This is a genomic window from Paenibacillus tyrphae (genome assembly GCF_027925525.1).
GTDB lineage: Bacteria > Bacillota > Bacilli > Paenibacillales > NBRC-103111 > Paenibacillus_G > Paenibacillus_G tyrfis_B.
This window is the reverse complement of the sequence record NZ_BSDJ01000011.1, coordinates 222,384-248,072: the sequence shown is the minus strand read 5'-3', so window position 1 is coordinate 248,072 and position 25,689 is coordinate 222,384. Positions and strand designations below refer to the sequence as shown.

Below are 25,689 nucleotides of genomic sequence, written 5' to 3'. Positions count from 1 at the left end.
GTTTTAAATCCCGTCCGCAATAAAGTAATCCGCATATTTATAGCCGTGTCCGGCCGCCGGAGGTTCTTCGTCCTTAGGTTCGAGTGGACGCTGGCCAAGCTTTCGTTTCAAACGGACAAACAAATGCCCGATCACAAGTCCAATCAAAATAACCAGCATCGGATGCACATGAAAAACAAGCAGCAGCACGACCGTAAAGGCCGCCGTAGCCAGCGTCGTTCGGTCCACGACAGAGCTTTTCCCCATGTTATACGCCGAAATGATGATCAAGGCGGCAATCGCCGCTTGAATGCCTTGAAAAGCCGCAGCCACTTTCGGAAGATCATAGATCTCCCGGAACACAAGACTCAGCAAAAAAACGATCAAAAAGGCCGGCAGCGTCATTCCGCCGACCGCCACCGCGGCTCCCGGCACCCCGGCCAGCCGGTAACCGATGAACGCCGCCGCGTTGACGCCTACACCGCCCGGAGCCGATCCGGCTATCGATAAGACGCCGCTCATCTCGTCGGGTTCGATCCAGCGCCTTTTGCCGACGACCTCCCGCTCCATGACAGGGATCATCGCGTAGCCGCCGCCGAACGTGACCGGACTGATTTTGCAAAAGGTCCAAAAGATCGACCCCAACGGCCTCAGTTTCCTAAGCCATGATTTCATCTTGCTCCCCCCGTTCCTCGTTGTCCTTTTAAGTATATCTTACTTTAATTCATTTTGGAATAATGTTTTCATCCGTTTTCCTGGACGATCCTAAAATATATTCAAACGAGCCTTATGGAATGATCTTGGATAGACAACAAATCCTTAGTTTCAATCACATTGGAATTATGTTTACAATGTCGATCTGAATACATTGAATTTCAAAACAAACAAGACCAACAAAAAAAAGACCCGGATCATCCCAATCCGCGTCAGAAAATAACTCACCAGCCCAGAGGCTCATAGCCGATCCCCGTTCCCGTTCGTCCTCCAAATTTGTGCGTGTGCTTTTTGACCGATAGCACGGTCTTGTAATAATTTTGCTTAAACTCGAACGGCTCGTCGTCCGTCAGCCCGTCGATCTCATGATAATGAGAGCCGTCCGGCAGCGTAATCGGCGGTCCTGTCATCCCGATGAAACGGTGAAAGTGGCCCATAGCCATTTTTGTATGCCCCTGATACCTGTGCACGTGCCCGTCCATCCCGTCTCCGTTGACTGCATAGACGAACATCTCGACTCCATGGAAATGCCTCACTGCCACGGAGGTGAAGCCAATGAACGCGTGGGCATGAGCCGGCGGTCGCGGAACGTACGGCACCGGCGGAAGCGGACAAACTGACATAAAAGCGCTCTCCCCTTCGCTTTTTTATAGCAGACGCTACAGGATACGCAGGGAGAGGCATGATTATTTCTGCTCCGGCTTTACGGTTGCCGGATTGACGATTTCCTTGACCCGGCCGACTTGTCCGTCCATCAAACGCACCTTGATGCCGTGCGGGTGCGTCGCCGAATTCGTCAGCAGATCCTTCACGATGCCGCGCGTCAGTTTTCCCGTCCGCTGATCCTGCTTCAGGACGATGAGCACCTCGGCGCCTGGAAAAACGTTCGCACGCTTGCGTCCGTCGCTCATCCGTACTGCTCCGGCAGCTCAAGCCAACCCTGAAAAATGGCGTAATAGAACACGAATGCGCTTACGAGGCCCAGGATCGTAAAACTGATGGCAAGTCCCTTTTTTTTCTGAAACAGCCACACGAAAGCCAAGCTGAAAAACGTGCCCATAACAAGCAAGCAAACAATCAAAATGATAGTTGCCATAGTTTCTGTTCAAACCCCTTTCGAATCAACAGTATAGTTTAACCGTTTGTTTACCAAAATACCACAATTTCCAACGAAAAAACACTCCGCTGCTGCGATAACCTTGACAATTTCATGAAGCGGCCGCTGCTATACCGCCTTCTCTCCTCCGGATCAGCCAAAAAAAGAGAGGCGTCCGCTCGGCGGGACGCGCTCCCTTCGGTTACTTCTTGGCGGATAACCACTCCGTCAGTGCCTGAATTTCCGGCTCCTTCAACGTATTTTTGTAGGAAGGCATTCCCCCGCCTCCGTTCTGAATCTTGGCCGTGATTTGTTCTTGGCTCAGCTTGGCCCCCGTCTTCTGAAGATTGGGACCGACTTTACCCGAAAGATCGGCTCCGTGACAGGAGACGCAGTTCGCCTTGTAGATCGCCTCCGCGTTAGACGCTTCGCCGGCTGCCGCCTTGGAGGGGGCGTTCGTCGGCGCACCGCTTTTGTCCCCGCCGCAAGCCGTTGTAAGTCCGGCTAACAACAGCAATCCGGCCGCCAATGGGATCCAGGCTCGCTTCATGACCATTACCACCTTTGTTTTAAGGAATATTGGAGCTTGACCCGGGATACATATGAAACGATATGACCCCGAAAGGCAGGGATACGGCCGCTATGCCCAACACCACTTGGCTTCGCCTCTTCGGCCTAAGTGCCATAATCGTCCTCGGGACTTGGTTCGGCTTCCGGCAATTCGCCGCCACCTCCCCACAGTTCCCGCCGGTCTCGGATTTTATGGTAGAAGGCTACCGCATTCAAGTAGCGCTTCACCCGAGCCCGGCCACAGCGCTGAAGCCCGCCACGTTTACCGTCACGCTTCACGACGCGGCGGGCCGGCCGGTGAGCAAAGCGACCTTGGCCGCCACCATCTCGATGCCGCAAATGCTATGCGGCGCGAGCCCCTTTACCCTGACGGAAACGGAGGCTGGCCGGTACGTCGGCGAAGGCATTCCGCTCATGCCGGGCTCGTCCGTTGCTGACGTGTCAATAACGGCCGGAGACCAATCGCTCCAGGTCCGTTTTCCTTTTGCCGCCGTCCGCTAATTTCCGGTTTTTCCCTAGCCTGCTTTCACTGTATCGAATCGTCCGGCGCCTGCCTATGACTCCCCCGGGCTATTTTTTACTTGATTTATGACGGTTTTGGGGACAATCCCTTACAATTTATCACCAAAGCCAGGGATGAACACTGGGAATCCATCCGGCCGCAGCCAAGCCCCGCAGTACGGACAGCACTCCGATCCAGACGGCTAAGAATTGGCCGGCCATGGCAGCCTTGCTCCGCAGCCGCTTGTTCAATTTGCCCGCAAACAGCCCGACGAAAACCAGTGCAGGCACGGTGCCCAAACCGAACAGCAGCATAAGCACCAAGCCATGCATGGGACTTGCGCTCGCCGCCGCATTCATTTCCATCGCATAGGTCAACCCACAGGGAAGGAATCCAAGCAGCAGACCGCTTACGAACGCGGCTCCGGCCTCCTCAGCCGTCCGGTACCGTACCGTAAGCCCCCGGACAAGCGGCAGCCGATGCGGGTCCAGTCTATGCAGCGGGAGAGCGATACGCCGCAAAGCCCATAGCAAAATAAGACAGCCGCCTAATAAGCTCGCTGCCCCCTGCACATTCGCCAGCTTTCCCGCACCATCGACGAACGAGCCGACCGCGCCCATAAACGCCCCCAGCGCAGCGTAGGTAACAATCCTGCCGGTATTGTAAGCCAGAACGGAGCGCAGCGGACTCGCCTTCGCTTGCAGTGCAAAGCCGGAGACGGTTGCACCGCACATTCCGATGCAGTGCGGCGCGCCGAGCAACCCGGCAACCAAAGCCAGCGTGAGATCATGAACGCCGATCGCCATCTTCTCTTCCCCGCCTTCTTCAATTACACCCGTTTCAGCCGAAGTGCGTTAATAATGACCGTCAAAGAGCTTAATGCCATTGCCGTGCAGGCCATCCATGGCGCCAGATGACCGCTTAAGGCCGCAGGAATCGCCAAAGCGTTGTAACAGAAAGAGAGAACCATATTTTGGTAAATATTTACCATCGTTTTTCGACTGATCCGTACAGCGTCGGCCATGGCTTTCAAGTCGCTTTTTAACAAGTGCACATCAGCGGCCGCCTTGGCCACATCCGTTCCGTTACCGACGGCTACGCCGATATCTGCGGCCGCGAGCGCCGGCGCGTCGTTTACGCCGTCGCCGACCATGGTTACCCGCTTCCCTTGGCTCTGCAGCCGTCGGACGAGCCCGAGCTTTTGGTCCGGAAGCATATCCGCATAATACCGAACATTTCCAAGCCGTTCCGCAACCGCTTTAGCCGCCGCATCATGATCTCCGGTTACCAGCCGGATGTCCATTCCCTGCTTTTTGAGCTGCCGCAGCGCCGATGCTGCCGTCGGCCGAAGCGTATCGGCGAGAGCGACGACCCCGGCCGGACGGCCGTCCACCGCCACATAGATCAGCTGTTTCCCTTGGCTGCGCAGCGGACCGGTTACCTTTTCCGTTCCCGCAAAAGGGATGCCCTGCTCCTCCAGCCAACGTCGAGTCCCTGCGACGATCCCCCGGCCGTGCACCTCCGCCCGAACCCCGCGGCCGGGAACCGCCATGAAGCTGCCGCAGTCAGGCACCCGCAATCCCCGCCTCTCGGCCTCTTCGACAACCGCACGCGAGAGCGGATGCTCGGAGAGCTGTTCCGCGCCCGCGAGCTTGCTCAACAGTGTGGCCTGCGTTTCGCCTTCTGCGGCAATGACATCGGTCACCTTGGGTATCCCGAGCGTCACCGTCCCCGTTTTATCGAACAAAAGAATATCCGTTTGATGAAGCCGCTCCAGTGCGGCTCCTCCCTTGTAAACGATCCCCTTCTGAGCTGCGCGGCCCGATGCAACGAGAATGGATACCGGCGTCGCCAGTCCCAAGGCGCATGGACAAGCAATCAGCAGTACGGCAATAGCCTTCTCCAAAGCCCCGCCCGCGGCACCCGGCTCACCCAATCCGTACCAGTATAAAAAGGTGCATACGGCCGTAACGGCAATGACCGGAACAAACACCGCGGCAATTTTGTCGGCGACGCGCTGAATCGGCGCTTTTGCATTCTGCGCTTCTTCCACCATCCGAATCATCCGGGTTACCGTGCTTTGGCCGGTCGTGTGCAGGACACGGATTTCCAGCACGCCGGAACCATTCAAGGTTCCGCCGATGACTCGGTCTCCTTTTCGTTTCTTAACCGGCATGCTTTCCCCGGTGATTAGCGATTCGTCCACCGCGGATATTCCCTGCGCGACGATACCGTCGAGAGGCACCCGCTCGCCGGGACGAACGCGAAGCAGGTCGCCTTCTTTCAGCATGCTTACCGGGACCCGGCATTCGCTGTCCGGGGTCAGCATGCAGGCCGTGTCCGTCTGCATCGCATGAAGCTGCGAGAGGCTATCCGCCGTGCGCTTCCGGGCGGACGCTTCGATCCACCGGCCAAGCCATACGATCGTAATAATCATGGTACTCGTATCGAAATAGTACGGGCTATGGTGCCCACTCCCCATCATGGCCTGCCCAGGATGAAACAACAAATAATGACTATAAAAAAAGGCCGTTGACGTGCCCAGAACAATCAGCACATCCATATTCGCGCTTCCGTTTTTCAAAGCTTCGTAGGCCCGGATGTAAAAAGGGAGACCGAAACCGAACTGCACCGGAACGGCAAGCGCAAGCTGAAACCAGGGGTTCGCCAGCAGCTCGGGTACCCAGGGCGAAAAAGAAACAACATGATGCGGGACCATCGCCCAGAAGAAAGGCAGCGTAAAAGCAAGCGAGAGCAGGAACATTGCCCGGCTGCGACGAATTTCTTCGCGGCTTTCGGCTGACTTCCCATCGTCCGAATTCAGCAGGCAGGCGCCAAATCCGAGCTGCGCGATGCGCGCTTCGATTTGCTCTACCCGAACCCGCTTCGCATCCAGCAAGACGACCGCCCGCTCCATAGCAATATTGACGCTGACCTCCGTCACGCCTTCCATTTTGCCGACCGCCTTCTCGATGCGTGCGGCGCAAGCCGCGCACGTCATACCGGTAACATGCAGCGTTATCCTGCTCAAATCCGCTTGTCCGCTCATTCGCGTCTCACTCCATTCCGATCGAGGCTCCAGCAGCCGGTCATCGTTAATTTATATGGACGAGCGGCGATTTTCATGACAAAGAAACGCGCCCGCATCCCAATGAAAAGAAAGGAGAGCAGCCGCGCTGAATCGTTTTTGAGCTTATAAATCGACTTTTTGTCCCTTAGATAAGCGCTTATCTCAAGTTGACCTGCCCCAAAGGACTCTCCGGTGCCGTAAGCAGCTTCACAAAAAAATCCTTGTATTTTTTCACATAGTCTAAGGAAGAAGAAGCTTGATGGAAGTCGGCGCCTGCCGCAAAACCAATGATATAGTCCTTCCAGCTTGCATAAGCAATGCGGGCATGTCTGACGCACATCGAAACGATTCTCCATTGGTCCTCTTCGGACAAATAGCCGAGACGATAGCCAGCACAGCACAAATAGACGCACCAAGAATAGTCGAACGCCGCAATCCCCTTCACGGGCAGACGTGATAAATAATAGGCCGCGACGTGCAGCTTGTCCGTATGAGCCTCACCCGATGGAAGCGACTCCAAATAGCCGCTTCGTTCCGTGTCGCCAAGCCCCGATAGCAGCATTTCGCAATCTTCGAACTCTTTCCGCACCCCGGTTTCGAACAGCCACTGGAGCTCGGCTTTCAATGCGGCGGAATTTTCAATTTCCCACAGCTCTAACGCACTTTGAAGACGCCGCTTGTTTTCGAACACCGCTTGCATGTTTTTGGCCAGCGAGAAAGCCATCTGTCCTTTCATGCACAAGGAAGACATGGCGTGGCCATACAGCGCCAATTGGGCGCGAACCTCGGGGTCGTAGTAATCCATGACGAAGCAGCCGGGCCTCCTTTCTTTTTTCTTTAATGGGAAAATTTTAACGAAACAACATCCGAATTAAGTTTAAGCAGAACCAGCCCAATACCAATATAAGAGTCAAATTTTTTATGGAAAAAAACGACGATTTATTTGCCCTAGCATGCTCTTCCGGAAGGCGCGAAGCCGCACGCTCCGTATCCTGAGCCGGCAATTGATCGACCGAAGCCGTCGGAGACGCTGGCAAGCTCGTTGGTCCAGTCTCCGGATGGGCGACTTCGGCGAGACAGACAAGCGCTTCAATGTCGTCTGGCTGCAGCTCCAGCAGACGAAGGTACATGTCGCGTGCAGATGCCGGATCCCCCAGCTTTGTATAGCATTTTGCCGCAAGAGACAACGCGCCGGGATGACCCGGATTGAGCGAAAGAAAGTATGTCACATCTTGAATCGCCTCGGTCAGCCGGTTACTTTTAACATAAATTCGGGCACGATACCAATACAGCTCCGGATCGTCGGGAGTCAAAGCAATCCAGCGGTCGATAGCAGTCAACGCACGGCTCAAGGTGCCAAGCCGGAGAAAATATTCCGCTTGCAGCCGCAGCAGATCCGGATCGTCGGGAAACAGCTCATATGCCCGGTTTAGCATCTCTTCCGCTTGCTCCATGTGATTATGTTTCAAGGCCAGCAGCGCGCCCAGCCGATACCTCAGAAAAGCCTCGCAATCGATGTCGCCCGCCTTGGTAAGGAAAGTGAAGCGCAGGCTCGTGGCGTAATACGGATCGGCAAACACATGAAGAAACACGTTGGGAAACTGCCTGGAAAACGATTCGCGATCGTCCTGCGCCTTTTCCTTCCAGCAGAAGCTGCTTTCGAGCAGCTGCCAGACGTCTCTGGGCAAATAGGGGTGTCGATCTAAAAACACGGTCATTCGTTTGTAGACCTCACGTTGAAGCTTGACATCCCACATGATATCGTCATAGAGCAGCTTCTGCCACGAGTCCATGTCGATCCTTTGCACGATGTCGCGGTATACGACGGTTACTTTTTCTATAAACTCACTTAATCGCTCTTCTGTGCTCTTCACCCTAGCAGCCGGGTCCGTGAACAGCATCCGGGAGGGAATAACAACCGGCTGACCTTCCTCTTTTTGCTCGTCTTGTCCGGGATCGCTTTGCCCGCTTTCTTCTTTCTCGGCGGCAGCCTCCTCCGTCAAATCACGAAATGAATCGAGCTTAAGATTTCGTTTGGCCGCGCGAACCGCTTGATCGTAAGCCTCCCGAAGCCGCTGATAGCCTTCCGGATCGTCCTCGGGATGGTGTTGCTTTAATTTCCGCGCATAAGCCTTTTTGATGACGGATAGTTCATTCGTCGGTTCGATATCTAGAATGTTCCACATTTGTATAAGACTTCACACTCCCTTTCCGACCAAGGGCTTAGCCCAAGGTGGCCCTTCGAAAGGAATCGTTACGCGAAAATAGCAGTTTCGTCAGCAATACGCTGTTTTCGCTTACATAATCTCCATTCAAGAGATGGGATGTAAAGACGGCGCCCACATGAAAGCTAAATAGGTAGTCCTTCCAACTGGAAAAATCGCCCTTGACCCTCGGGATGACCTTTTCGATATAGGCCCACTTCTCCTGTTCCGTTAAATAACCCAGCTTCCGTCCAGCACAGGCTCTGTATACCGCCATGGAATAATCGTGCGCCGCTATGCCGACGGTTGGCATGCGCCACAAATATTGCGTGACAACGGACAGCCTATGTTTGCGTGTAGGATCGTCGGTATTTTGTCCGATCGAAGCTCGTTCGGCCTCCGAAACGGATAATAGCCTAATGTACAGCTCCGCAAATTCCTTTCTGGCTCCTTCCGCTATCGTCCACTCTATATTTTGTTTAAGGTCCTCTGCATTTTCGAGGTTCCAAAACCTGAGCAGCCCCCGTAAAATGCTTCGCCGCTCGAAGATCATCTCAGGATTGTGCAAAAAATAGTCACCGAATTTCCCGACGATACATAGCGAAGTCATCGCCTCAACGTAATCGTTCATTACCTTCTCCGCCGCCGTGGTCATAGGCATGTTCTCTCCCCACTTATCAGTTATAGCCGAAGAACCTGCTAACTCTCCGCAGCTCCCGCAGCACCGAAATATAAAACAACCCTAAGATGAACAAATAAAAATAAATCCTCAATGGCAGGCTTGGGAGAGCCTTCTTGCCCGGCTTCGTTGTGGCGTCGATATAGTTGTCGAACAGGGGAAGCGGCTTCGAAATCCCGCTCTTCGAGCTTCGGTTTTTCCATTTCTCGATTTCCGTCTTAAGCTCGTCAGGCATGGGGCGAACAGTGCCTTCCAGCTCTATCCTTCGAGAATCGTAAATTTCTTTGGCTTGCTTATAATTGCCGACTACGAGGATCGCTTCTCCATCGAGATAGCCCATACAAATATGACCTGTAATGTTCGATTGGAGTCCCTGCTTCTTGGCCTCGTCCAAGGAAAGGTACCTCGTCGTCTCCTTACCGCTGTTGTCTTTGACCTTCACTTCTTGAAGAGCCATATAAGACGCATCGGCGAGCTTGACCCGCACGGCAGCCGCTTTCGGAGGCAGAAGCTTCCAGTCGGACGCAGAAGATACGTTCATGACGTTCACCGGCCTCATAGTTTCACTCCAATAGGCCAAGGGCGTCTCCCCCGTATGCTTCACAAACGAACTCGCTATCCAGAAATGCAGCGCCACAATGCAAATCAGACTGAACCATTTATGAGAAACAAAAAAATAAGCGGCATTCTTCAAACGCTTATGCAGAGGCACTTTTCCCAACTCTCCGTAAAGCCGCCGAACAACGCGTCCGCTGCCTTTTTCACGCCGTACTCTCAACTCTTTTATAGTTAGCGCATTGATTTCCGCCAAGGCCAAAACCGCTTCGATATCGTTCGCATCCAAAGCAAGAATGCGTTGGAACATCTCCTTGGCTTTTTCCAGATCACCCAGTCTTTTATAACAGGTCCCGGTCAGCGATAGCGCGAGCATGTGGTCCGGAAATTGTGCAAGAATGTGCTGCAAGTCTTGTACCGCCTCAGGCAGTTTTCCAGTCTGCATCCATATGCGCGAACGGTATAAATAGCCGTCTACCTGGTCGGGACACAACTGAATCAGACGATTACTCATAGCAAGCGTCCTCTCCGACTCCCCGCTGCGCCAGCCGTATTCGGCCTCTAAACGAATCACGGCCGGGTCCGCATCGAAAAGTTCCCAAGCCTTCTGCAGCGAATGATTGGCAGCCGCCAAGTCATTATGCATCAAAGCCAACCATGCTTCCTCGCGATAATGAAGGTAGGCTTCATGATCGATCTCCCCCGCACCCAGCAGAAGGGAATACCCCATGTTTGCCACTTCGTACGATTCCGCAAAAGCGTAACTGTATACTTGGGGGTATTGTTCCAAGAAGCTTTCCTTGTCTTCCGCAACCAGCCCATTCCAATGAAACGCGCTGTCCAGAAGCTTCCAAACCTCTTTAGGCAAAAAATAATGTTCTTCCAAAAAATCAAGCAGCCGGCCGGAAATGCCGTTCTGCAGGTTAATGTTCCATACGACGTCGGAATTCAACAGCTCGGCCCATTGGTTCGGATTGATTCGCGACGGAAATTTGCCGTAAAGCTCCTCTACCCGCTCCATAAAATGCTCTGCTTGGCTTTCAGGGTCGTCTCTTTCCTTGCCCTGCTCTTGCCAAATGACCATACGGGGAATGCGCTGCGGTCCGTCGTCTTCATCATACAGCTCGTCTTCCTCATGCTCTGCAACGTCTTCCGCTTCGCTTCCGTCTTCCTCCCTGACGTCTAATGTCTCGAAAACTTCCGGCTCTTCGTTCGAATGACTCGTCTGTTTCTGCTGCCGCTTCGCCAGCTTAATCGCCTGGTCATACGCTTCCCTTAGCTGCTGATAACCGGTCGGATCGTCCTCGGGATGATGGACTTTCAGCTTAGCGGCATAAGCTTTCTTAATCGCCAATACCTCATGCGTCGGCTCGATCCCCAGTATTTCCCACATTCGCATTAATAGTCACGCCACCTCTCCAAATGCTCCAGCTGCTTCCGGAGAACCGAGGATGCCTTTTTGATTTCGTACTCATTTTGAGAGGCGAGAACCCGTTCGAACTGCTCTAGCAAAAACGCAATCTCCGACCGCTTCTCCCCGAGCGCTTCCTCGTACAGCCGTTCGCCCTTGGCAAGCAGCAGCCGATTCTCCGTTCTTTCCCGGGGATGGATTTTGATGTCTTTCAGTTGGTTCAATCTTTCTTCAATTTCCAGCTCCGACAGCTTGCCCGGATTTTTCTGAATAATCGTCTTCTTTTTCACGCCCGTGCTGACCGTAGTGACTTCGACCTCCAGAATGCCGTTAATATCATACGTAAACCGGACGTCGATGGATTGCTCACCGGCTTTGTCGGGAGGCACCTCGACAAGCAGCTCGCCCAACTTCAGGTTATTTTCCACCCGCCGGCTTTCCCCTTGATAAACGATCACGCGTATGCTTGACTGATTATCGTGAAGCGTCCAAAACGACTCTACTTTACTGACAGGAATCGGGGTGTTCCGCTCGATAATCGGGCAGAAATGACCGTCGTCAAATTTATCGTTCCCCATCCGCTTCGTCGTTTCAATACCAAGCGTATAGGGACATACGTCCGTCAGAACAACCTCTTTCAACGCTTCGTTTCTTTCCTTCAGCGCAACTTGAATGGCAGCTCCCAAGGCAACGGCCTCATCGGGATTGATTTGGGTAAATGGCAGCCGGCCGAACATTTTGCTAACCACCGATTTGATGATCGGCATTCGGGTCGCCCCTCCGATCAAAATAACCGCGTCCAGATCGTCCGGCGACAAGGAAGCGTCCCGTAGTGCGCGCTCGATCGGATGACGCAGCCGCAGCATAAGCTGCCCGGCAATTTTCTCAAAATCGTTGCGGTTCAAAGTCGCCTCGTACGTACGATCTTCCAGCGTGAAGCTCATTTTCCCTTCGTTGTCCGAGCCTAAAAGCCTTTTGCATATTTCAGCCTGCTTGAACAGCGCGGAACGGGCTTTAAAATCCAGCTCTTGGAAGTCGATCCCATGGGTTTCGATAAAGTAAGAAACAAGCAGTTGGGTAAAATCCTCTCCGCCCAAGTAGTTGTCACCGGCTATCGACTGCACTTCCATCACGCCCTCGAAAAACTCCAAGATGGAAACGTCGAACGTGCCGCCGCCCAAGTCGAAGACGAGAAACTTCGTATTGTCCTGCTGCTGATGAAGACCGTAGGAAATCGCCGCAGCCGTCGGTTCGCTGATCAGCCGCTCCACCTTCAAGCCAGCGAATTCAGCCGCACGCTTCGTCGCCTTGCGCTGAGTATCGTTGAAATAAGCCGGAACGCTGATCACGGCCTCCGTCACGGGATGTCCGAAAAAAGCCTCCGCGTCTGCCTTAAGCGATTTGATGACGAACGAAGACAGCTCTTCCGGAGAAAAAGTATACGGTCCCAGACGATACGTTTTCTCCGTTCCCATATAGCGCTTGAAGGTAGCTGCCGTAAGATCCGGATGAGTAATTAATCGTTCTTTTGCGATTTGACCGATCAGTATCTCGCCGTTTTCGTCCACACTTACTATCGAAGGGGTCAAACGCTCCCCGAGCACATTCGGAATAATTGCAGGACCGTCCTCCGTCCAATAAGCGACCAGACTGTTCGTCGTCCCTAGATCAATGCCAATCATCGTCATTCCCGGTTACCTCTTTTCCATGTATTAATGGCTTAGAAAAAAACACCTTTCTTTCCCATACCATTAGTTTATCGGTCACTCGTTCTCTTTTTTTAAATCGATATTGAAGACTTTCAAACGAAGCCGGCCAATAAAAACGGTGGCCGCTTCTTTGCGAACAAAGAAAACAGCCACCGCTTGAAAATGGCTAGCTATGATGATGCTCCGCGGCATCGGCGTGATCCTGTTCGGTCCCCCGCTCGTCCAAATACGTGACGGAAAGCTCGGCGTAAAGCACACCCTTTTGTACTTGAATTTTGTGCTGCAGCTCCCGAAGCTTGGACAACAAGCCGCGAACGACAATGATTTCGAGACATTGATCGTGATTCAGATGCACATGCATCGTCGAAATAATGTCGTGATGGTAATGATGCTGCAGCTCGATAAGCTGCAAAGGAAGATCGGTCGCATGGTGATCGTACACCATAACGATCGTCCCCGCTACGAGCTGATCGGCCTTCAAGCCGCCCGGTTCCAATAGCACTTTACGTACGAGATCCCGGATCGCTTCCGAGCGGTTCGTGTAGCCCTGTTCCGTAATATATTGATCAAACCGCTTGATCAGTTCCTCCGGCATGGACACGCCAAACCGGGTCAATACGTCTTTCTCCAACTATGGTTCACCTCAATCCGCACGCTCTCCCGATTATTGTAGCATACCCGCCGCCCAAACTGAATTCAGCCGCAAACGAAATAGCCCCCTCCGCCGGCAATCGGCGAAGGAGGCTTCCCGGCAGTCATCGCTTGCAGTTTCGGTTGCATAGTCAGGCTTGTTAAACCACCTCAGGGCGCAGCTTCGGGCTGCAGCTCTTTCAGTTCCTCCGCAAGCTGTTGCTTCTCCGCTTCCGACAAAGCGCCGTGTTCGTGAATCTCCTTCAACAGTACTTCACGCTCTTCCTCATTGCGCGGATCAATCGTAAATTTAACGATATCCAACCTCCGCTCCTCCTTTTCGCCAACGTTACCGACATCCCAAAGCTTCCCCGGAACCGGCGCAGTCTATCCCGCCCCAGAACCAATGTCGGGAACGATAGCCACCGGTCATGGCCCATATCTACCCTCTTGCCGTCACGACCATCTGCAAGCCGCCCTTCGGCCGCAGCGTAACAAGCGGTTCAGGCTCTACCGTAGGATGATCGGGCGTCAGCCTAAGCGTGTAACGGCTGCCGATTGTTGCGAGCAGCAGGGCTGCCTCCATCAGCGCGAAGTTGTTGCCGATGCATACCCGCGGACCGCCGCCGAACGGAAAATAGGCAAACGCCGGAATTTTTTTGAGCAGATCGCCCGCAAAACGTTCGGGTTTGAACCGTTCAGGCTCCTCGTAATAGTCTGGTCTGCGGTGCATGACATATTGGCTCATCATGAGTGTATCTCCCGGCATGTATGTATTTCCGCCGATCTCCACCTCCTGCTGCACCTCCCGGTTGATCGCCCATGCCGCCGGGTACAGCCGCATCGACTCCGAGACGACATGCTGCGTATAGGGAAGCTTCTCCAAGTCGCTGTAGGTCGGTCTACGGCCATCTAAGACATGGTCCAGCTCCTCATGAAACGCCTTCTCCGCCTGCGGGTTTTGAGACAGCAAATACCACGTCCAAGAGAGCGTGTTGGCCGTCGTTTCATGGCCCGCGAGAAAAATCGTCATCACTTCATCCCGCACTTGCCGGTCGCTCATCCCCGAGCCGTCTTCCTCATCCCGGGCCGCAAGAAGCATGGAAAGCAGATCGCCGCGGCTTGCGTCCGAATTTTTCCGGCGTTCTTCAATAATCCCGAAGATCACCTTATCCAGCGTCGCAGCCGACTGCTTGAATTCAAGATTGCTCTTTGTCGGAAAGCTTTCCGGAATGTCGATCACGGAAGTCGCTTTATGCGTGACATATTTCATTCCCACGTCAATCGCATGGCTGATATCGTCCACGCCATTCGTAATGCTTGTCCCAAACATCGTATGCGTAATAATATCCAGCGTCAGCTGCATCATATCGTCCATAATGTCCCGGTTTTCTCCGGATTTCCACGACGCCAGCATCTTTTCGCCGTAATCGATCATCGCCTCGGCGTAGCTGCCGATTCGATCCTTGCGGAACGATGGCTGCATCAAGCGGCGCTGCCGCATATGCTTCTCGCCCTCGCTTGTCAGAATGCCTTCGCCTACGACCGCTTTGGCCGTCTGTAAACCTTTTGCCTTGCGGAAAGCGCTTTGCTTCGTGAGCAGCACCTCTTTAATTTGCTCCGGATCGCTGATCAAATAGACGTGCCGGGACGGTCCGAAGCGAATATGCGCCACGTCTCCGTACTGCTGTCGCGCCTTCATGAGAAACGCTAACGGATCTTTGCGGAATGCAAGCAAGTTGCCGGAAAGGGGCAGGCCTTTCGGACCGGGAATGTGGGTTGTCAATGACATCGAGCGGTGCCTCCTTAGGAGTTTTTCGACTTATTATCCAGTGATTCCCCCCACATTATACCAACCGAAACCGATAAAAAAACCGGCCTGCCTCCCCCATTCGGGGCTGCACGCCGGTCTTCGAGCTAATTGGGTGTTCCTATTAATGTTGTTTACTCGCTGCAACCCGAACGGGCTACCGTTCCTTGTTCCACCGTAATCGTATCGGAGATGGTGTCGCGAATGACACTCATGACGAGCTGCAGCAAGTAATTGATATCTTCCTGCGACTGCTTGAATTGGCTGACAATCGGGATCGAGTCGAGCTGATCCTGCAGATCGTCGATTTCTTTCTCGATTTTTTCAACCATCTTCTTATTCTCGAACGACTCGAAAGCGACGATTTCCTTCTGCTTCTTTTTGATCGCGCTAATCAACGTCTGGATTTGATCGTTCCCGGCAATTTGCTGCTCCGCCTGCTGGAAAAACTGAACTTCATTCGAGGTAGCCAGCAGTCCTGCCAGCTCCTTCGCTTTGTCCAAAATGTCTTCGCGCACGATCATTTCCGTATTCGTATACAGCTCCATGCCGCAATTCGTAAATTTTTGCTCTGCCATTAGAATTCGTCACGCCCCTGCATTCGATTTATTGAGCCACGGCTTCTCCGACCAATTCGCCTTTGATGTAGAATGTCGGGGTTTCCGTTATTTTCACTTGGACAAACCGGCCTACCAATTCCTTCGGCCCTTCGAAATGAACGAGCTTGTTCGTGCGACTGCGGCCGGCCAATACAGCGGCATTGTTCTTGCTTTCGCCCTCGACCAGCACTTCCAGCGTCTGTCCTTTTAACCGTTCATTGCTCTGCTTGGCGTAGACGTTAAGCACGTCGTTCAAACGAATGAGGCGGTCCCGCTTCACCTCATAAGGCACGTTATCCTCCATGCCTGCTGCCGGCGTACCTTCCCGCGGGGAGTAGATGAACGTAAAGGCGCTGTCGTAGCCGACTTCCTGCACGAGCGAGATCGTTTCCTCGAACTGCTCGTCAGTTTCGCCCGGAAAACCTACGATGATATCCGTCGTCAGCACGACATCCGGAATCGCCTTTTTGATTTTGGCAACGAGCTCCAAATAATGCTCACGCGTATATTTGCGGCTCATCCGCTTCAAAATCTCGTTGCTGCCCGACTGCACCGGCAGATGGATATGCTCCATCAGGTTGCCTTTCCTAGCAAGCACCTCGATCAAACGGTCGTCAAAATCGCGCGGGTGCGACGTCGTGAAGCGGACACGCGGAATGTCGATCTTGCGCACTTCGTCCATCAAATCGCCGAGCCCGTATTTCATATCGTCAAAATCTTTGCCGTAGGCGTTTACGTTCTGGCCAAGCAGCATGATTTCCTTGAAGCCCTGACGCGCCAAGTCGCGCACTTCGGCAATCACGTCCTGCGGAAGGCGGCTGCGCTCCTTGCCCCGCGTATACGGCACGATACAGTACGTGCAGAACTTGTCACAGCCGTACATGATGTTGACCCACGCCTTGATGCCTTCGCGCTTCTTCGGCAGGTTTTCGATGATATCGCCTTCCTTGGACCATACCTCGATCACCATTTCCTTGCTAAACATCGCTTCCTTCAACAGGAACGGAAGGCGGTGAATGTTATGCGTGCCGAAGATCAGATCAACGAACGGATGCTTCTTCAAGATCCGGTTCACGACCGATTCTTCCTGCGACATACAGCCGCACACGCCCAGGATGAGCGACGGCTTCTCGATCTTCAGGTGCTTGAGATGGCCAAGCTCGCCGAACACTTTATCCTCTGCATTTTCCCGTACCGCACAGGTGTTGAGCAGAATGATGTCCGCTTGCTTGCGGTCATCGGTGGACCGGTAGCCCATCTGCTCAAGCAGCCCTTTGATCGTCTCGGTGTCGTGTTCGTTCATTTGACAGCCGTACGTTTGAATCAAGTAATACTTGTCCTTGCCGATCTCGCGCATCTCTTCCGGGATGTCGAAATCGTAGTGCACTTGAATGTCTTCTTTCCCCCGCTTCTTCGCATCGCTGAGAGACGGCGGCTGGAAATATATCGAGTAATCTTTCTCGGATTTATTTTTTGTCGTCATGAAATGAATTCCTCCTGAAGCTTGCAGTATGCTGCAAAGATCATACCTTTCATTATATCATGCTTGCAGCCTGCATTTCAAAGAAATTCATGAGTGGATATAGAAGACCGGTGAATAAGACCCCGCTACGTGAGCGGTATCATTCTTCCGATCGCTGTTGTCCCCGGATTCTTAAAATTTTATAACCCACTTAGTGGTTAAAATCCGGAGACAAAGGCGAACGCTACCGCTTCTCCAGAACGATTCCGCTCCTCCGCTTTTTATTCACCGGACTTTTTAGGCTAAAATAACGCCGATATCGCCTGTTTTAATTCCGGCTGCATTCGCTTCGTCCGTATCGATATGCATGTCCAGCGCGAATTGGTCGGATACCCGGGCAATCACGTGCTCGAACGTTACGCCGCGCTCTCCTTCGACGCGCACCGTAAGCTCCTGTTTATCCGCAATGCCCCACTTGGCCGCATCGTCCGTATGAAAATGAATATGACGCGCCGCCACGATGACGCCCTCCTCTAGCTCCACTTCGCCGGCGGGTCCGATGACCTTAATGCCGGGTGTTCCGGCCGTATGGCCAGACTCGCGGACGGGCGGATTCACCCCAAGAGCAAACGCATCGGTACGAGATACTTCAAGCTGGGATTTACTGCGGGCCGGTCCCAAAATGCGAACCTTGTCAAAGCGGCCTTTCGGTCCGACGACCGCAACCGTTTCCTCGGCGGCGTACTGCCCCGGCTGCGACAGTGCCTTCATCTCCTTTAATTCATACCCTGCGCCAAAAAGCAAAGCGATATGTTCTTTCGACAAATGAATATGTCTGGCGGAAACGCCGATCGGTACTTGTTTCATGTCCATGTGCCCCTCTCTTATGCAAAAGATTCCATGAAGCTCAAGTCTATTATACCCGCACGACATAAAAAAAGCATACGGCCCAAGGCCGCATGCTTATGAAAATTCGGAAAATTATTTAAATTCCGCCACCAATTTTTCAAATTCTTGCTCGGTGATTTGAATATTTTGCTTCGCAAGACCTTCCGGCTTGAAGCCTGCAACCATATCCTCGTAGCTTTTTCTGCTCTTGTCTTGATAGATGAGTCCCGTCACGAGGCTGTTGGTTTCCATGATTTTCGTCATGGCTGCCACACGGTTGGAAGCATCGTAGTCCGGTGTTTCTTCCAGATCAACGATATGCTCTTTAAACCACTCGTACGTGTTCACTTTGTTGAACGTGACACACGGGCTGAATACGTTGATGAAGGAGAAACCTTCATGCTTCATGCCTTCTTCGATCAAGGAAGTCAGCTGTTTCAAGTTGCTGGAGAACGATTGACCGATAAACGTAGCTCCTGCAGCCAGCGCTACTTCAAGCGGCGACAATGCGGACTCGATGGAGCCGGACGGTGTCGATTTCGTCTTGAAGCCCTCGGCACTGCGGGGCGACGTTTGGCCTTTGGTCAAGCCGTAGATTTGGTTATCCATAACGATATAGGTGATGTTGATGTTCCGGCGGATCGCATGAACCGTATGACCCATCCCGATCGCGAAGCCGTCGCCGTCGCCGCCTGCGGCGATGACAGTCAGCTCGCGGTTAGCCATTTTGAGACCTTGCGCGATTGGCAACGAACGTCCGTGAACACCGTGGAATCCGTAAGCGTTGATGTAACCGGAAATCCGGCCGGAACAGCCGATCCCCGAGACAACCGCAAGCTGTTCCGGTTCCAGACCGACATTGGCAGCCGCTCTTTGGATAGCCGCTTGCACGGAGAAGTCGCCGCATCCTGGGCACCAGTTCGGTTTGATATTGTTACGGAAATCTTTTAACGTTGCCATACAAGGTTCAACTCCTGACAGTATTTAGTGATTTCAGCAGGCAAGAACGGATTACCGTCATATTTCAACATGCTCTTAATTTTATCAGCGTAGCCAACGTTCAGCTTAATCAAGGAAGCGAGCTGAGCGGTAGCATTGTTTTCAACAACGACGACCGTTTTCGCTTTTTCCAGGTACGGCTTGATTTCTTCCACCGGGAACGGATGCAGCAAACGAACGGTAATGTGGTTCGTTTTCATACCTTTGTCCGCCAGACGGCGTCTTGCTTCGTCGATCGTGCCGCCCGTGGAGCCCATACCGATGATGAGCAGATCCGGCTCTTCATGAGGAGCGTCGACCAGAATCGGATTGGTTACTTTTACTTGCTTCATTTTGCCCAAACGTTTGTCCATCATTTTCTTACGGTTGATCGGGCTTTCCGACGGACGTCCGTCTTCGGCGTGCTCAACCCCGGTTACATGGTGGATGCCGTATTTTTGACCCGGCACCGAACGCTTGGAAACGCCGTTCTCGGTGAATTCGTAGCGTTTAAACATTTGATGCTCCTCCAGAGCAGGCAGTTCGCCGGTTTGCAGCTCGCCGCGTTTGATCTGGATTTTATTGTAATCGAGCAATTCGCTTGTTTGTTTACCCAAGGAAAGCTGCAGGTCCGTCAGCAAAATAACCGGAACCTGATATTCTTCCGCCAAGTTGAACGCTTCGATCGCATCGTAGAAGCACTCTTCGATCGTCGAAGGCGACAGAACGATTTTCGGAATTTCGCCGTGCGTCCCGTGAATCATGGCAAGCACGTCGGATTGCTCCTGCTTCGTCGGAAGTCCCGTACTTGGACCGCCACGCTGCGTATCGACGATAACGACAGGCGTTTCTGTCATACCGGCCAAGCCAATCGCTTCCATCATCAAGGAAAGACCAGGGCCAGCAGAAGCCGTCAGGGCGCGAACGCCGCCGTAATTGGCCCCAATGGCCATCGTACATGCTGCGATCTCGTCTTCGGTTTGGATAACCGTTCCGCCGAATTTCGGCAGCGTCTTGATCAGGTATTCCATAATTTCGGAAGCCGGCGTGATCGGGTATGCGGGCATGAAGCGGCAACCTGCAGCGACTGCGCCAAGAGCGATAGCGTCGTTGCCGATCATGAACAGCTTTTGTCTGCCGTCGGCAGGCTCCAGTTGGAATTCCGGCAGCGGACCGCCAGTCAATTCAAGAACGAACTCGGCAGCTTTGCGAACCGCTTCCACGTTTTTCTCGACTACGGCAGCGCCTTTGCGGCCGAACTCTTCTTCTACTGCTTTATTAAACACTTCAAGCGGCAAACCAAGCAAAGCCCAAGATGCGCCGGAAGCAGCCATATTCTTAAACAAGGAAGTGCCGAGCTCTTCCGCGATCGCCGTAATCGGCACCGGGAACAGTCTTGCTTTAACGCCTTCCGGAACGACTGGATTAACCTTTGCGTCGGCGATGATTACGCCGTTTTCGCGCAGCTCGTGCGCATTCACATCAATCGTTTCTTGGTCAAAGGCCACGAGAATGTCCAAATCGTCGGAAATGGAGCGAATCGGTTTCGTACTGATTCTGATTTTATTGTTTGTGTGGCCGCCTTTGATCCGCGAGGAAAAATGGCGGTACCCGTACAAGTAGTACCCCAGTCTGGTCAATGCCGTGGAAAAGATTTTGTCGGTACTTTCCACGCCTTCCCCCTGTTGTCCTCCGACCTTCCAAGATAATTGGCTAATCAACGTTGTCCACTCCTTTTAAATTCGCTGACATGCAGCTAAACCATGAACTGTAAAGATTATTTTATAAAAAAAATCTTTCAGTTGTCTCATCAAATTCTATGACTAATACACATAAAAAGCAAGGGTTTTCGACAAAATGCATAGATAGCTTTTTTAGATCAAATCCATATCGATTAGAGAATAATTTAGTTGTCTTATATCTAGAAATCAGATGTTAATTTTTAATGAATCGGCAAATGACGCTGCAGGAAGGTAAACCAGTTGCGGTACATGAACCCTCTCACCAGTTCCTCCGGAAACCGTCGAAGCAAAGCTTCCGTCAGACACGGGATTTTCCCCGCATGCTCCAGTCCCGGAATCCATTGATCGATGCCGTCAAAATCCGATCCGAACACAAGCTGGCCGCCGCCCCCGAGCGAGCAAATATGCTCGACATGCTGCAGGACGCCATCAACGGACGCTTGGCGGCCTTGCTGCACGAACCAGGGCACGAACGTAACGCCGATACGTCCGTCCCGCCGGACAATTTCCCGGATTTGCCCGTTGCTCAGGTTTCTCGGATGTCCGCACACGGCTCTTGCATTGGAATGCGTCGCCACGAACGGCTTGGGCGAAGCCGCCGCCAAGTCCCAGAACGCAGCCTCGGACAAATGGGATGCATCCAATAGCATACCCAAATCGTTGCAGTCTTTAATAAACGTTTTGCCGCGCCGCGTAAATCCGCCCTGCCTTGGCTCAAGCACTCCATCCGCCGCCCAATTGGCGTAATTCCATGTCGTTCCGATCATTCGGACACCCAGATGGTATAACGTCTGAAGATACAAGGGGTTTCCCTGCAGCGCATCCGCGCCTTCAAGCGTCAGCATCGCTCCAGTCTGATTGCCTGTCAGGACCGCTTCCAAATCGGCGCGGTTTTTCACCTGCCGCATACGCGGGTCCCGCATCACTTTCTGATAAAAAATATTTATATATTCCAAGTAATGGTCAAATTGCGGCTGAGTTATACGTTCAGGCAAATAAATCGCAAAAAATTGCAGTTTTACGCCCCCTTGCGTCATTTTCGCATAAGATACGTCCAATCCGCTTACATGAGGATCGAAAAAATCAATGACCGGGTTCTCAACCATTTTGAGCAAAGCATCACAGTGCCCGTCGATCACATGCATCGGCTATCCCCTCCCTGGGAGCAAGCTTGGCTGAGCAAAATGAAATAAAACCAAAAAAACCTGTCTACAGAAGTAAACAGGTGCTTTGGTCGTTCGGTTATAAGCAGCAAAGCCATTATCTCGGTTCTACAATCAGCTTAATGGCTGTTCGGTCCTCGCCGTCGATGACAATATCGGTAAATGCTGGTATGCAGATCAAATCAACCCCGCTGGGAGCCACAAATCCTCGCGCGATGGCTACGGCTTTTATCGCTTGGTTGAGGGCCCCTGCCCCGATGGCCTGGAGCTCAGCAGCCCCGCGTTCACGCAATACTCCAGCCAACGCGCCTGCGACGGAATTTGGGTTGGATTTTGCTGACACTTTTAATACTTCCATGAAAAGTACCTCCTCGGGAATGATGATTGCTTCCAGTACTAATCATATTCTAGGAATTTGCAGTTAATTCCTTCTACCCGAAGATGGTATTTTCGAAAATATTTGAATTGTTCGTCAATTCAATCAAACAAGATCGTATCTTCATCCATGCGAATCAATTGAATCTTTTTTCCGAGCCCTGTAGCCGGGTCCAGCTCAATGCTGACAGCATGAAAATGCCATTTGCCTTCGTCCACGACAAAGCGGACGGGAAGCTGAGTTTTAAATTTTTGCAGCACGGCGTTCCGTTCCATCCCGAGAATGCCGTCTCGCGGGCCGACCATGCCTACATCCGTCACATAAACCGTGCCTTGGGGCAGCAGCCGTTCATCGTTTGTCTGCACATGCGTATGCGTCCCGACGACGGCGGATACTTTACCGTCCAAATGCCAGCCCATCGCCAGTTTTTCCGAAGTCGCCTCGGCATGAAAATCCACGAATACGTATTTCGTTTTCTTCTTGGCCTGCTCTACCAGCTCATTCGCCTTCTCAAACGGACAGTCGAGCGGAGGCAAAAAAGTGCGTCCCTGCAAATTGATGAGCGCCAGCTCGATGTCTTTCACTTTGATGAACGTCATCCCTTTTCCGGGCGTTCCCTGCGGGAAATTGGCCGGCCGGACCATCCGGTCTTCCTTGTCGATGAAATCGAAAATTTCTTTCTGGTCCCACGTATGATTGCCCATCGTGATCCCATGCACGCCAAGATCGAAGAAGTCTTTGGCGATAGCGGCCGTAATGCCCCGCCCTGCCGCCGCGTTCTCTCCGTTCGCGATAATCCAATGCGGGTTATACTTATTTTTGAGGGTCGGTAAGCACGTTTTCAACGCTTTGCGGCCCACCGAACCGACAATATCTCCAATGAACAGTATTTTCATCGGGACTCTCCCCCTACCTCTCTTTAATTTCCTGTAACTTTCCGCTGAATTAGAGAGGGAAGTGGCATAATCGCCACTTCCCCCTGTAGTGTATGCAATTATTTGGCGTATTCTACAGCGCGCGTTTCCCGAATGACCGTAACCTTGATGTGGCCCGGATAATCGAGCTCGCCTTCGATTTTCTTCGTAATGTCCCTTGCCAAGCGGAATGCCTCGGTATCGTCCACCTTTTCAGGTTGAACCATTACGCGCACTTCGCGTCCGGCTTGGATCGCATACGATTTCTCGACGCCTTCGAACGATTCAGAGATCTCTTCGAGCTTCTCGAGCCTTTTGATGTAGGTCTCGAGCGTTTCCCGGCGCGCGCCTGGTCTTGCTGCGGACAGCGCATCAGCCGCGCCGACCAGCATAGCGATGACCGAAGTCGCTTCACAGTCGCCGTGATGCGAAGCGATACTGTTAATGACCACCGGATGCTCCTTGTACTTCTTGGCGATCTCAACGCCGATCTCGACGTGAGAGCCTTCCACTTCGTGATCCAATGCTTTCCCGATGTCATGAAGGAGACCGGCACGTTTCGCCAATGTCACGTCTTCTCCGAGTTCTCCTGCCATCAGTCCGGCAAGGTAAGCCACTTCCATGGAATGCTTGAGCACGTTTTGTCCGTAGCTTGTACGGAATTTGAGTCGGCCCAAAATTTTGATCAAGTCAGGGTGAAGACCGTGTACGCCAGTTTCGAACGTTGCTTGCTCCCCGTATTCGCGGATCCGCTCGTCGACTTCCTTGCGGGACTTCTCGACCATTTCTTCAATGCGGGCCGGATGGATTCGTCCGTCCGCTACAAGCTTCTCAAGGGAAGTTCGGGCGATCTCCCGACGAATCGGGTCAAACCCGGACAAAATGACGGCTTCCGGCGTGTCGTCGATGATCAAATCGATACCGGTGAGCGTCTCAAGCGCCCGGATATTGCGGCCTTCCCGGCCGATAATCCGGCCTTTCATCTCTTCATTCGGAAGCGCTACGACCGATACGGTCGTTTCAGCCACATGGTCGGCCGCACAGCGTTGAATAGCAAGAGTGATGATTTCTCTGGCCTTTTTGTCGCCTTCTTCTTTCGCTTGCTGTTCGATTTCCTTGATCAATTGAGCGGTTTCATGGCGAACTTCCTGCTCTACGTTGGTCAAAATGATTTGTTTGGCATCGTCCATCGTCAACGCAGAAATTCGCTCCAGCTCGGCAACTTGATCTTTATAAATCTGATCAATTTGCGTTTGGGTTTCTTCGATTCGTTTCTCCTTGTTGGCGACCTGCTCCTCTTTTTTCTCAAGAGATTCTAATTTTTTATCCAGCGATTCCTCTTTTTGCAACAATCGTCTCTCTTGTCGTTGAGTTTCATTTCGACGGTCACGAATGTCTTTTTCAGCTTCGGTTCTGAGTTTGTGGATCTCGTCTTTCGCCTCCAGAACCGCTTCTTTCTTCAGTGCTTCTGCCTCTTTACGGGCATTTTCCTTGATCTGCTCGGCAGCATGTTCAGCACTGGAAATCTTCGCCTCTGCAAGGGACTTGCGGATAAAATAACCGATCCCGAAGCATAGAGCACCAACAACGAGAACGACTATGATCCAGATGACTGTCGTAGGCATCCAGTTCACCTCCTCGTTGTTTCTCCAAGGGGTAAGCTTGGGATAATCAGGTTGTTTGATCCATTCTACAAGCACTAGTAAAAAGTAAAAATTGGCGATTTTACTTTGTTCGAATCTCCCTCAGGCTGCTCAGGAAGATTCTGTGTATCGCGTTTACATGATTATTTTATCTTTTGATAAAGAAGCTTGTCAAGGTGTTCGGTCCGAATGAATCGATATTCCGTGCGTGCATGATTACGTTTTCCATATTCTAGAATTGCTCGTCCTCCGGGAACATCTCTTCATCCCAATCCCCTTCCGGTCCTTTTCGAGGCAAACGCGCCAGCACTTTGCTAACGACCATCCCCGGATAACCCCGGCGCTGCAGGAAGCCGGCAATTTTCCGCCTTGCCTTCACCGGATCTTTCTCCAGCTCCGAACGATACCGTTTCGACGCAAGACTGTAGGCCATCGCAAATTCCGTTTCTTCGTCCACCTGCTCCATCGCCGCTTGAATATGATCTTTGCGAATCCCTTTTTGCTGCAGCTCCTGCTTGATCCAGTGCCGTCCTTTTTTTTGCGATTCGAGGCGCTGTTTGGCCAACTGCTCGGCAAATTGTTCGTCGTTCAAGTAGCCTTCCTTCGCCAGACGCTCGACCGTCGAAGCCGTGATTTCCGGCGTATACCCTTTTTGCTTCAGCCGGGCCTTCATCTCGTGTTCGGACCGGAGCCGGCTGGACAGCAGACGGATCGCATCCAAGTAAGCTTTATGCGCTTCGTCCTCGGCCAAAATCTGCTCAAGCTGCGCCGCTTCGACGGCTTCACCTTTGAGCAGCCTGTACTTGATCATCAAGTCCTCATGGACCGAAAACGCAAAGGTCTCGTCGATATAAATGTTATAACGGTGCGGCCCCCTGCGCTGTCGTTCCACCTTCGTAATCTGCCCCGATTGAAGCGGCGGCCTTTCCTGTTCGGTCATGAATCCAAGTACCTCCCTTGAAAATGGCAAAGGCACCTTTAATCGGGATTAAAGG

At 52.6% G+C, this 25,689-nt stretch carries 26 protein-coding genes; 1 reads left to right on the top strand and 25 read right to left on the bottom strand.

All coding sequences use genetic code 11. From position 1 onward, the window contains the following. Positions 1–3 precede the first annotated feature (3 nt). From QMG93_RS15965 to QMG93_RS15945, 5 genes are all read right to left on the bottom strand, one after another. Positions 4–654, bottom strand: coding sequence for a chromate transporter (locus QMG93_RS15965; RefSeq protein ID WP_281938100.1), 651 nt, complete (start codon positions 652–654; stop codon positions 4–6). A gap of 263 nt (positions 655–917) precedes the next feature. Next, a complete protein-coding gene (locus tag QMG93_RS15960; protein ID WP_281938098.1) occupies positions 918–1,316 on the bottom strand; it encodes a YmaF family protein in 399 nt (132 codons plus the stop codon). Between the two features lie 63 nt (positions 1,317–1,379). Beyond that, a complete protein-coding gene (locus tag QMG93_RS15955; RefSeq protein ID WP_281938096.1) occupies positions 1,380–1,604 on the bottom strand; it encodes a YwbE family protein in 225 nt (74 codons plus the stop codon). Further along, positions 1,601–1,789 carry a hypothetical protein gene (locus QMG93_RS15950; protein ID WP_036676228.1) on the bottom strand — a complete coding sequence of 63 codons (189 nt, stop codon included), beginning with the start codon at positions 1,787–1,789 and terminating at the stop codon, positions 1,601–1,603. The genes QMG93_RS15955 and QMG93_RS15950 overlap by 4 nt, the downstream gene beginning before the upstream one ends. Before the next feature lie 202 nt (positions 1,790–1,991). Further along, positions 1,992–2,339, bottom strand: coding sequence for a c-type cytochrome (locus QMG93_RS15945; protein WP_281938093.1), 348 nt, complete (start codon positions 2,337–2,339; stop codon positions 1,992–1,994). 92 nt (positions 2,340–2,431) lie between these two features. On the opposite strand from QMG93_RS15945, the gene QMG93_RS15940 reads away from it, so the two are divergent. Further along, the gene (locus tag QMG93_RS15940) at positions 2,432–2,860 is read left to right on the top strand and encodes a FixH family protein (RefSeq protein ID WP_281938092.1); all 429 of its coding nucleotides are present in this window, start codon (positions 2,432–2,434) and stop codon (positions 2,858–2,860) included. A 120-nt stretch (positions 2,861–2,980) separates the two neighbouring features. Here QMG93_RS15940 and QMG93_RS15935 read toward each other — a convergent pair whose 3' ends face one another. The 20 genes from QMG93_RS15935 to QMG93_RS15840 all read right to left on the bottom strand — a co-directional run bounded on the left by QMG93_RS15935 (position 2,981) and on the right by QMG93_RS15840 (position 25,634). Then, the gene (locus QMG93_RS15935; RefSeq protein WP_281938091.1) at positions 2,981–3,667 is read right to left on the bottom strand and encodes a sulfite exporter TauE/SafE family protein; all 687 of its coding nucleotides are present in this window, start codon (positions 3,665–3,667) and stop codon (positions 2,981–2,983) included. A 23-nt stretch (positions 3,668–3,690) separates the two neighbouring features. Then, a complete protein-coding gene (locus QMG93_RS15930) occupies positions 3,691–5,910 on the bottom strand; it encodes a heavy metal translocating P-type ATPase (RefSeq protein WP_281938090.1) in 2,220 nt (739 codons plus the stop codon). Between the two features lie 178 nt (positions 5,911–6,088). Continuing rightward, complete coding sequence (locus tag QMG93_RS15925; protein WP_281938089.1) at positions 6,089–6,736, bottom strand: DUF1266 domain-containing protein; 648 nt, start codon at positions 6,734–6,736, stop codon at positions 6,089–6,091. 46 nt (positions 6,737–6,782) lie between these two features. Beyond that, positions 6,783–8,117 carry a J domain-containing protein gene (locus QMG93_RS15920; protein ID WP_281938088.1) on the bottom strand — a complete coding sequence of 445 codons (1,335 nt, stop codon included), beginning with the start codon at positions 8,115–8,117 and terminating at the stop codon, positions 6,783–6,785. A gap of 37 nt (positions 8,118–8,154) precedes the next feature. Beyond that, positions 8,155–8,796 carry a DUF1266 domain-containing protein gene (locus tag QMG93_RS15915; protein WP_081481509.1) on the bottom strand — a complete coding sequence of 214 codons (642 nt, stop codon included), beginning with the start codon at positions 8,794–8,796 and terminating at the stop codon, positions 8,155–8,157. 16 nt (positions 8,797–8,812) lie between these two features. Then, positions 8,813–10,768 carry a J domain-containing protein gene (locus QMG93_RS15910; RefSeq protein ID WP_281938085.1) on the bottom strand — a complete coding sequence of 652 codons (1,956 nt, stop codon included), beginning with the start codon at positions 10,766–10,768 and terminating at the stop codon, positions 8,813–8,815. Further along, positions 10,768–12,468, bottom strand: coding sequence for a molecular chaperone HscC (locus tag QMG93_RS15905; RefSeq protein ID WP_281938083.1), 1,701 nt, complete (start codon positions 12,466–12,468; stop codon positions 10,768–10,770). The genes QMG93_RS15910 and QMG93_RS15905 overlap by 1 nt, the downstream gene beginning before the upstream one ends. Positions 12,469–12,655: 187 nt before the next feature. Further along, positions 12,656–13,120 (bottom strand): nickel-responsive transcriptional regulator NikR, encoded by a 465-nt coding sequence (gene nikR, locus QMG93_RS15900; RefSeq protein ID WP_281938081.1) that lies wholly within the window; start codon positions 13,118–13,120, stop codon positions 12,656–12,658. Positions 13,121–13,290: 170 nt separating this feature from the next. Continuing rightward, positions 13,291–13,443: a hypothetical protein gene (locus QMG93_RS15895; RefSeq protein ID WP_281938079.1), complete on the bottom strand. Its 153-nt coding sequence runs from the start codon at positions 13,441–13,443 to the stop codon at positions 13,291–13,293. Between the two features lie 118 nt (positions 13,444–13,561). Then, positions 13,562–14,911, bottom strand: coding sequence for a cytochrome P450 (locus QMG93_RS15890; RefSeq protein ID WP_281938077.1), 1,350 nt, complete (start codon positions 14,909–14,911; stop codon positions 13,562–13,564). 152 nt (positions 14,912–15,063) lie between these two features. Next, positions 15,064–15,507: a RicAFT regulatory complex protein RicA family protein gene (locus QMG93_RS15885; protein ID WP_281938075.1), complete on the bottom strand. Its 444-nt coding sequence runs from the start codon at positions 15,505–15,507 to the stop codon at positions 15,064–15,066. Between the two features lie 28 nt (positions 15,508–15,535). Continuing rightward, the gene (miaB, locus tag QMG93_RS15880; protein WP_281938073.1) at positions 15,536–17,011 is read right to left on the bottom strand and encodes a tRNA (N6-isopentenyl adenosine(37)-C2)-methylthiotransferase MiaB; all 1,476 of its coding nucleotides are present in this window, start codon (positions 17,009–17,011) and stop codon (positions 15,536–15,538) included. A 276-nt stretch (positions 17,012–17,287) separates the two neighbouring features. After that, positions 17,288–17,857, bottom strand: a complete 570-nt coding sequence (gene pduL / locus QMG93_RS15875) for a phosphate propanoyltransferase (RefSeq protein ID WP_216794029.1) — start codon at positions 17,855–17,857, stop codon at positions 17,288–17,290. Between the two features lie 114 nt (positions 17,858–17,971). Then, positions 17,972–18,838 carry a 2-oxoacid:ferredoxin oxidoreductase subunit beta gene (locus QMG93_RS15870; RefSeq protein ID WP_010491176.1) on the bottom strand — a complete coding sequence of 289 codons (867 nt, stop codon included), beginning with the start codon at positions 18,836–18,838 and terminating at the stop codon, positions 17,972–17,974. Beyond that, complete coding sequence (locus QMG93_RS15865) at positions 18,826–20,577, bottom strand: 2-oxoacid:acceptor oxidoreductase subunit alpha (protein ID WP_281938070.1); 1,752 nt, start codon at positions 20,575–20,577, stop codon at positions 18,826–18,828. Before QMG93_RS15865 ends, QMG93_RS15870 begins: the two co-directional genes overlap by 13 nt. A 221-nt stretch (positions 20,578–20,798) precedes the next feature. Beyond that, a complete protein-coding gene (locus tag QMG93_RS15860) occupies positions 20,799–21,743 on the bottom strand; it encodes a dipeptidase (RefSeq protein ID WP_281938068.1) in 945 nt (314 codons plus the stop codon). 115 nt (positions 21,744–21,858) lie between these two features. Then, the gene (locus tag QMG93_RS15855) at positions 21,859–22,119 is read right to left on the bottom strand and encodes a stage V sporulation protein S (RefSeq protein ID WP_006286829.1); all 261 of its coding nucleotides are present in this window, start codon (positions 22,117–22,119) and stop codon (positions 21,859–21,861) included. Between the two features lie 119 nt (positions 22,120–22,238). Continuing rightward, entirely contained in the window at positions 22,239–23,033 is a 795-nt protein-coding gene (locus tag QMG93_RS15850; protein WP_281938029.1) for a TIGR00282 family metallophosphoesterase, read from the bottom strand. 98 nt (positions 23,034–23,131) lie between these two features. Beyond that, complete coding sequence (gene rny / locus QMG93_RS15845) at positions 23,132–24,676, bottom strand: ribonuclease Y (RefSeq protein ID WP_063178580.1); 1,545 nt, start codon at positions 24,674–24,676, stop codon at positions 23,132–23,134. Between the two features lie 250 nt (positions 24,677–24,926). Beyond that, the gene (locus tag QMG93_RS15840; RefSeq protein WP_281938026.1) at positions 24,927–25,634 is read right to left on the bottom strand and encodes a RecX family transcriptional regulator; all 708 of its coding nucleotides are present in this window, start codon (positions 25,632–25,634) and stop codon (positions 24,927–24,929) included. Between the last annotated feature and the right edge of the window lie 55 nt (positions 25,635–25,689).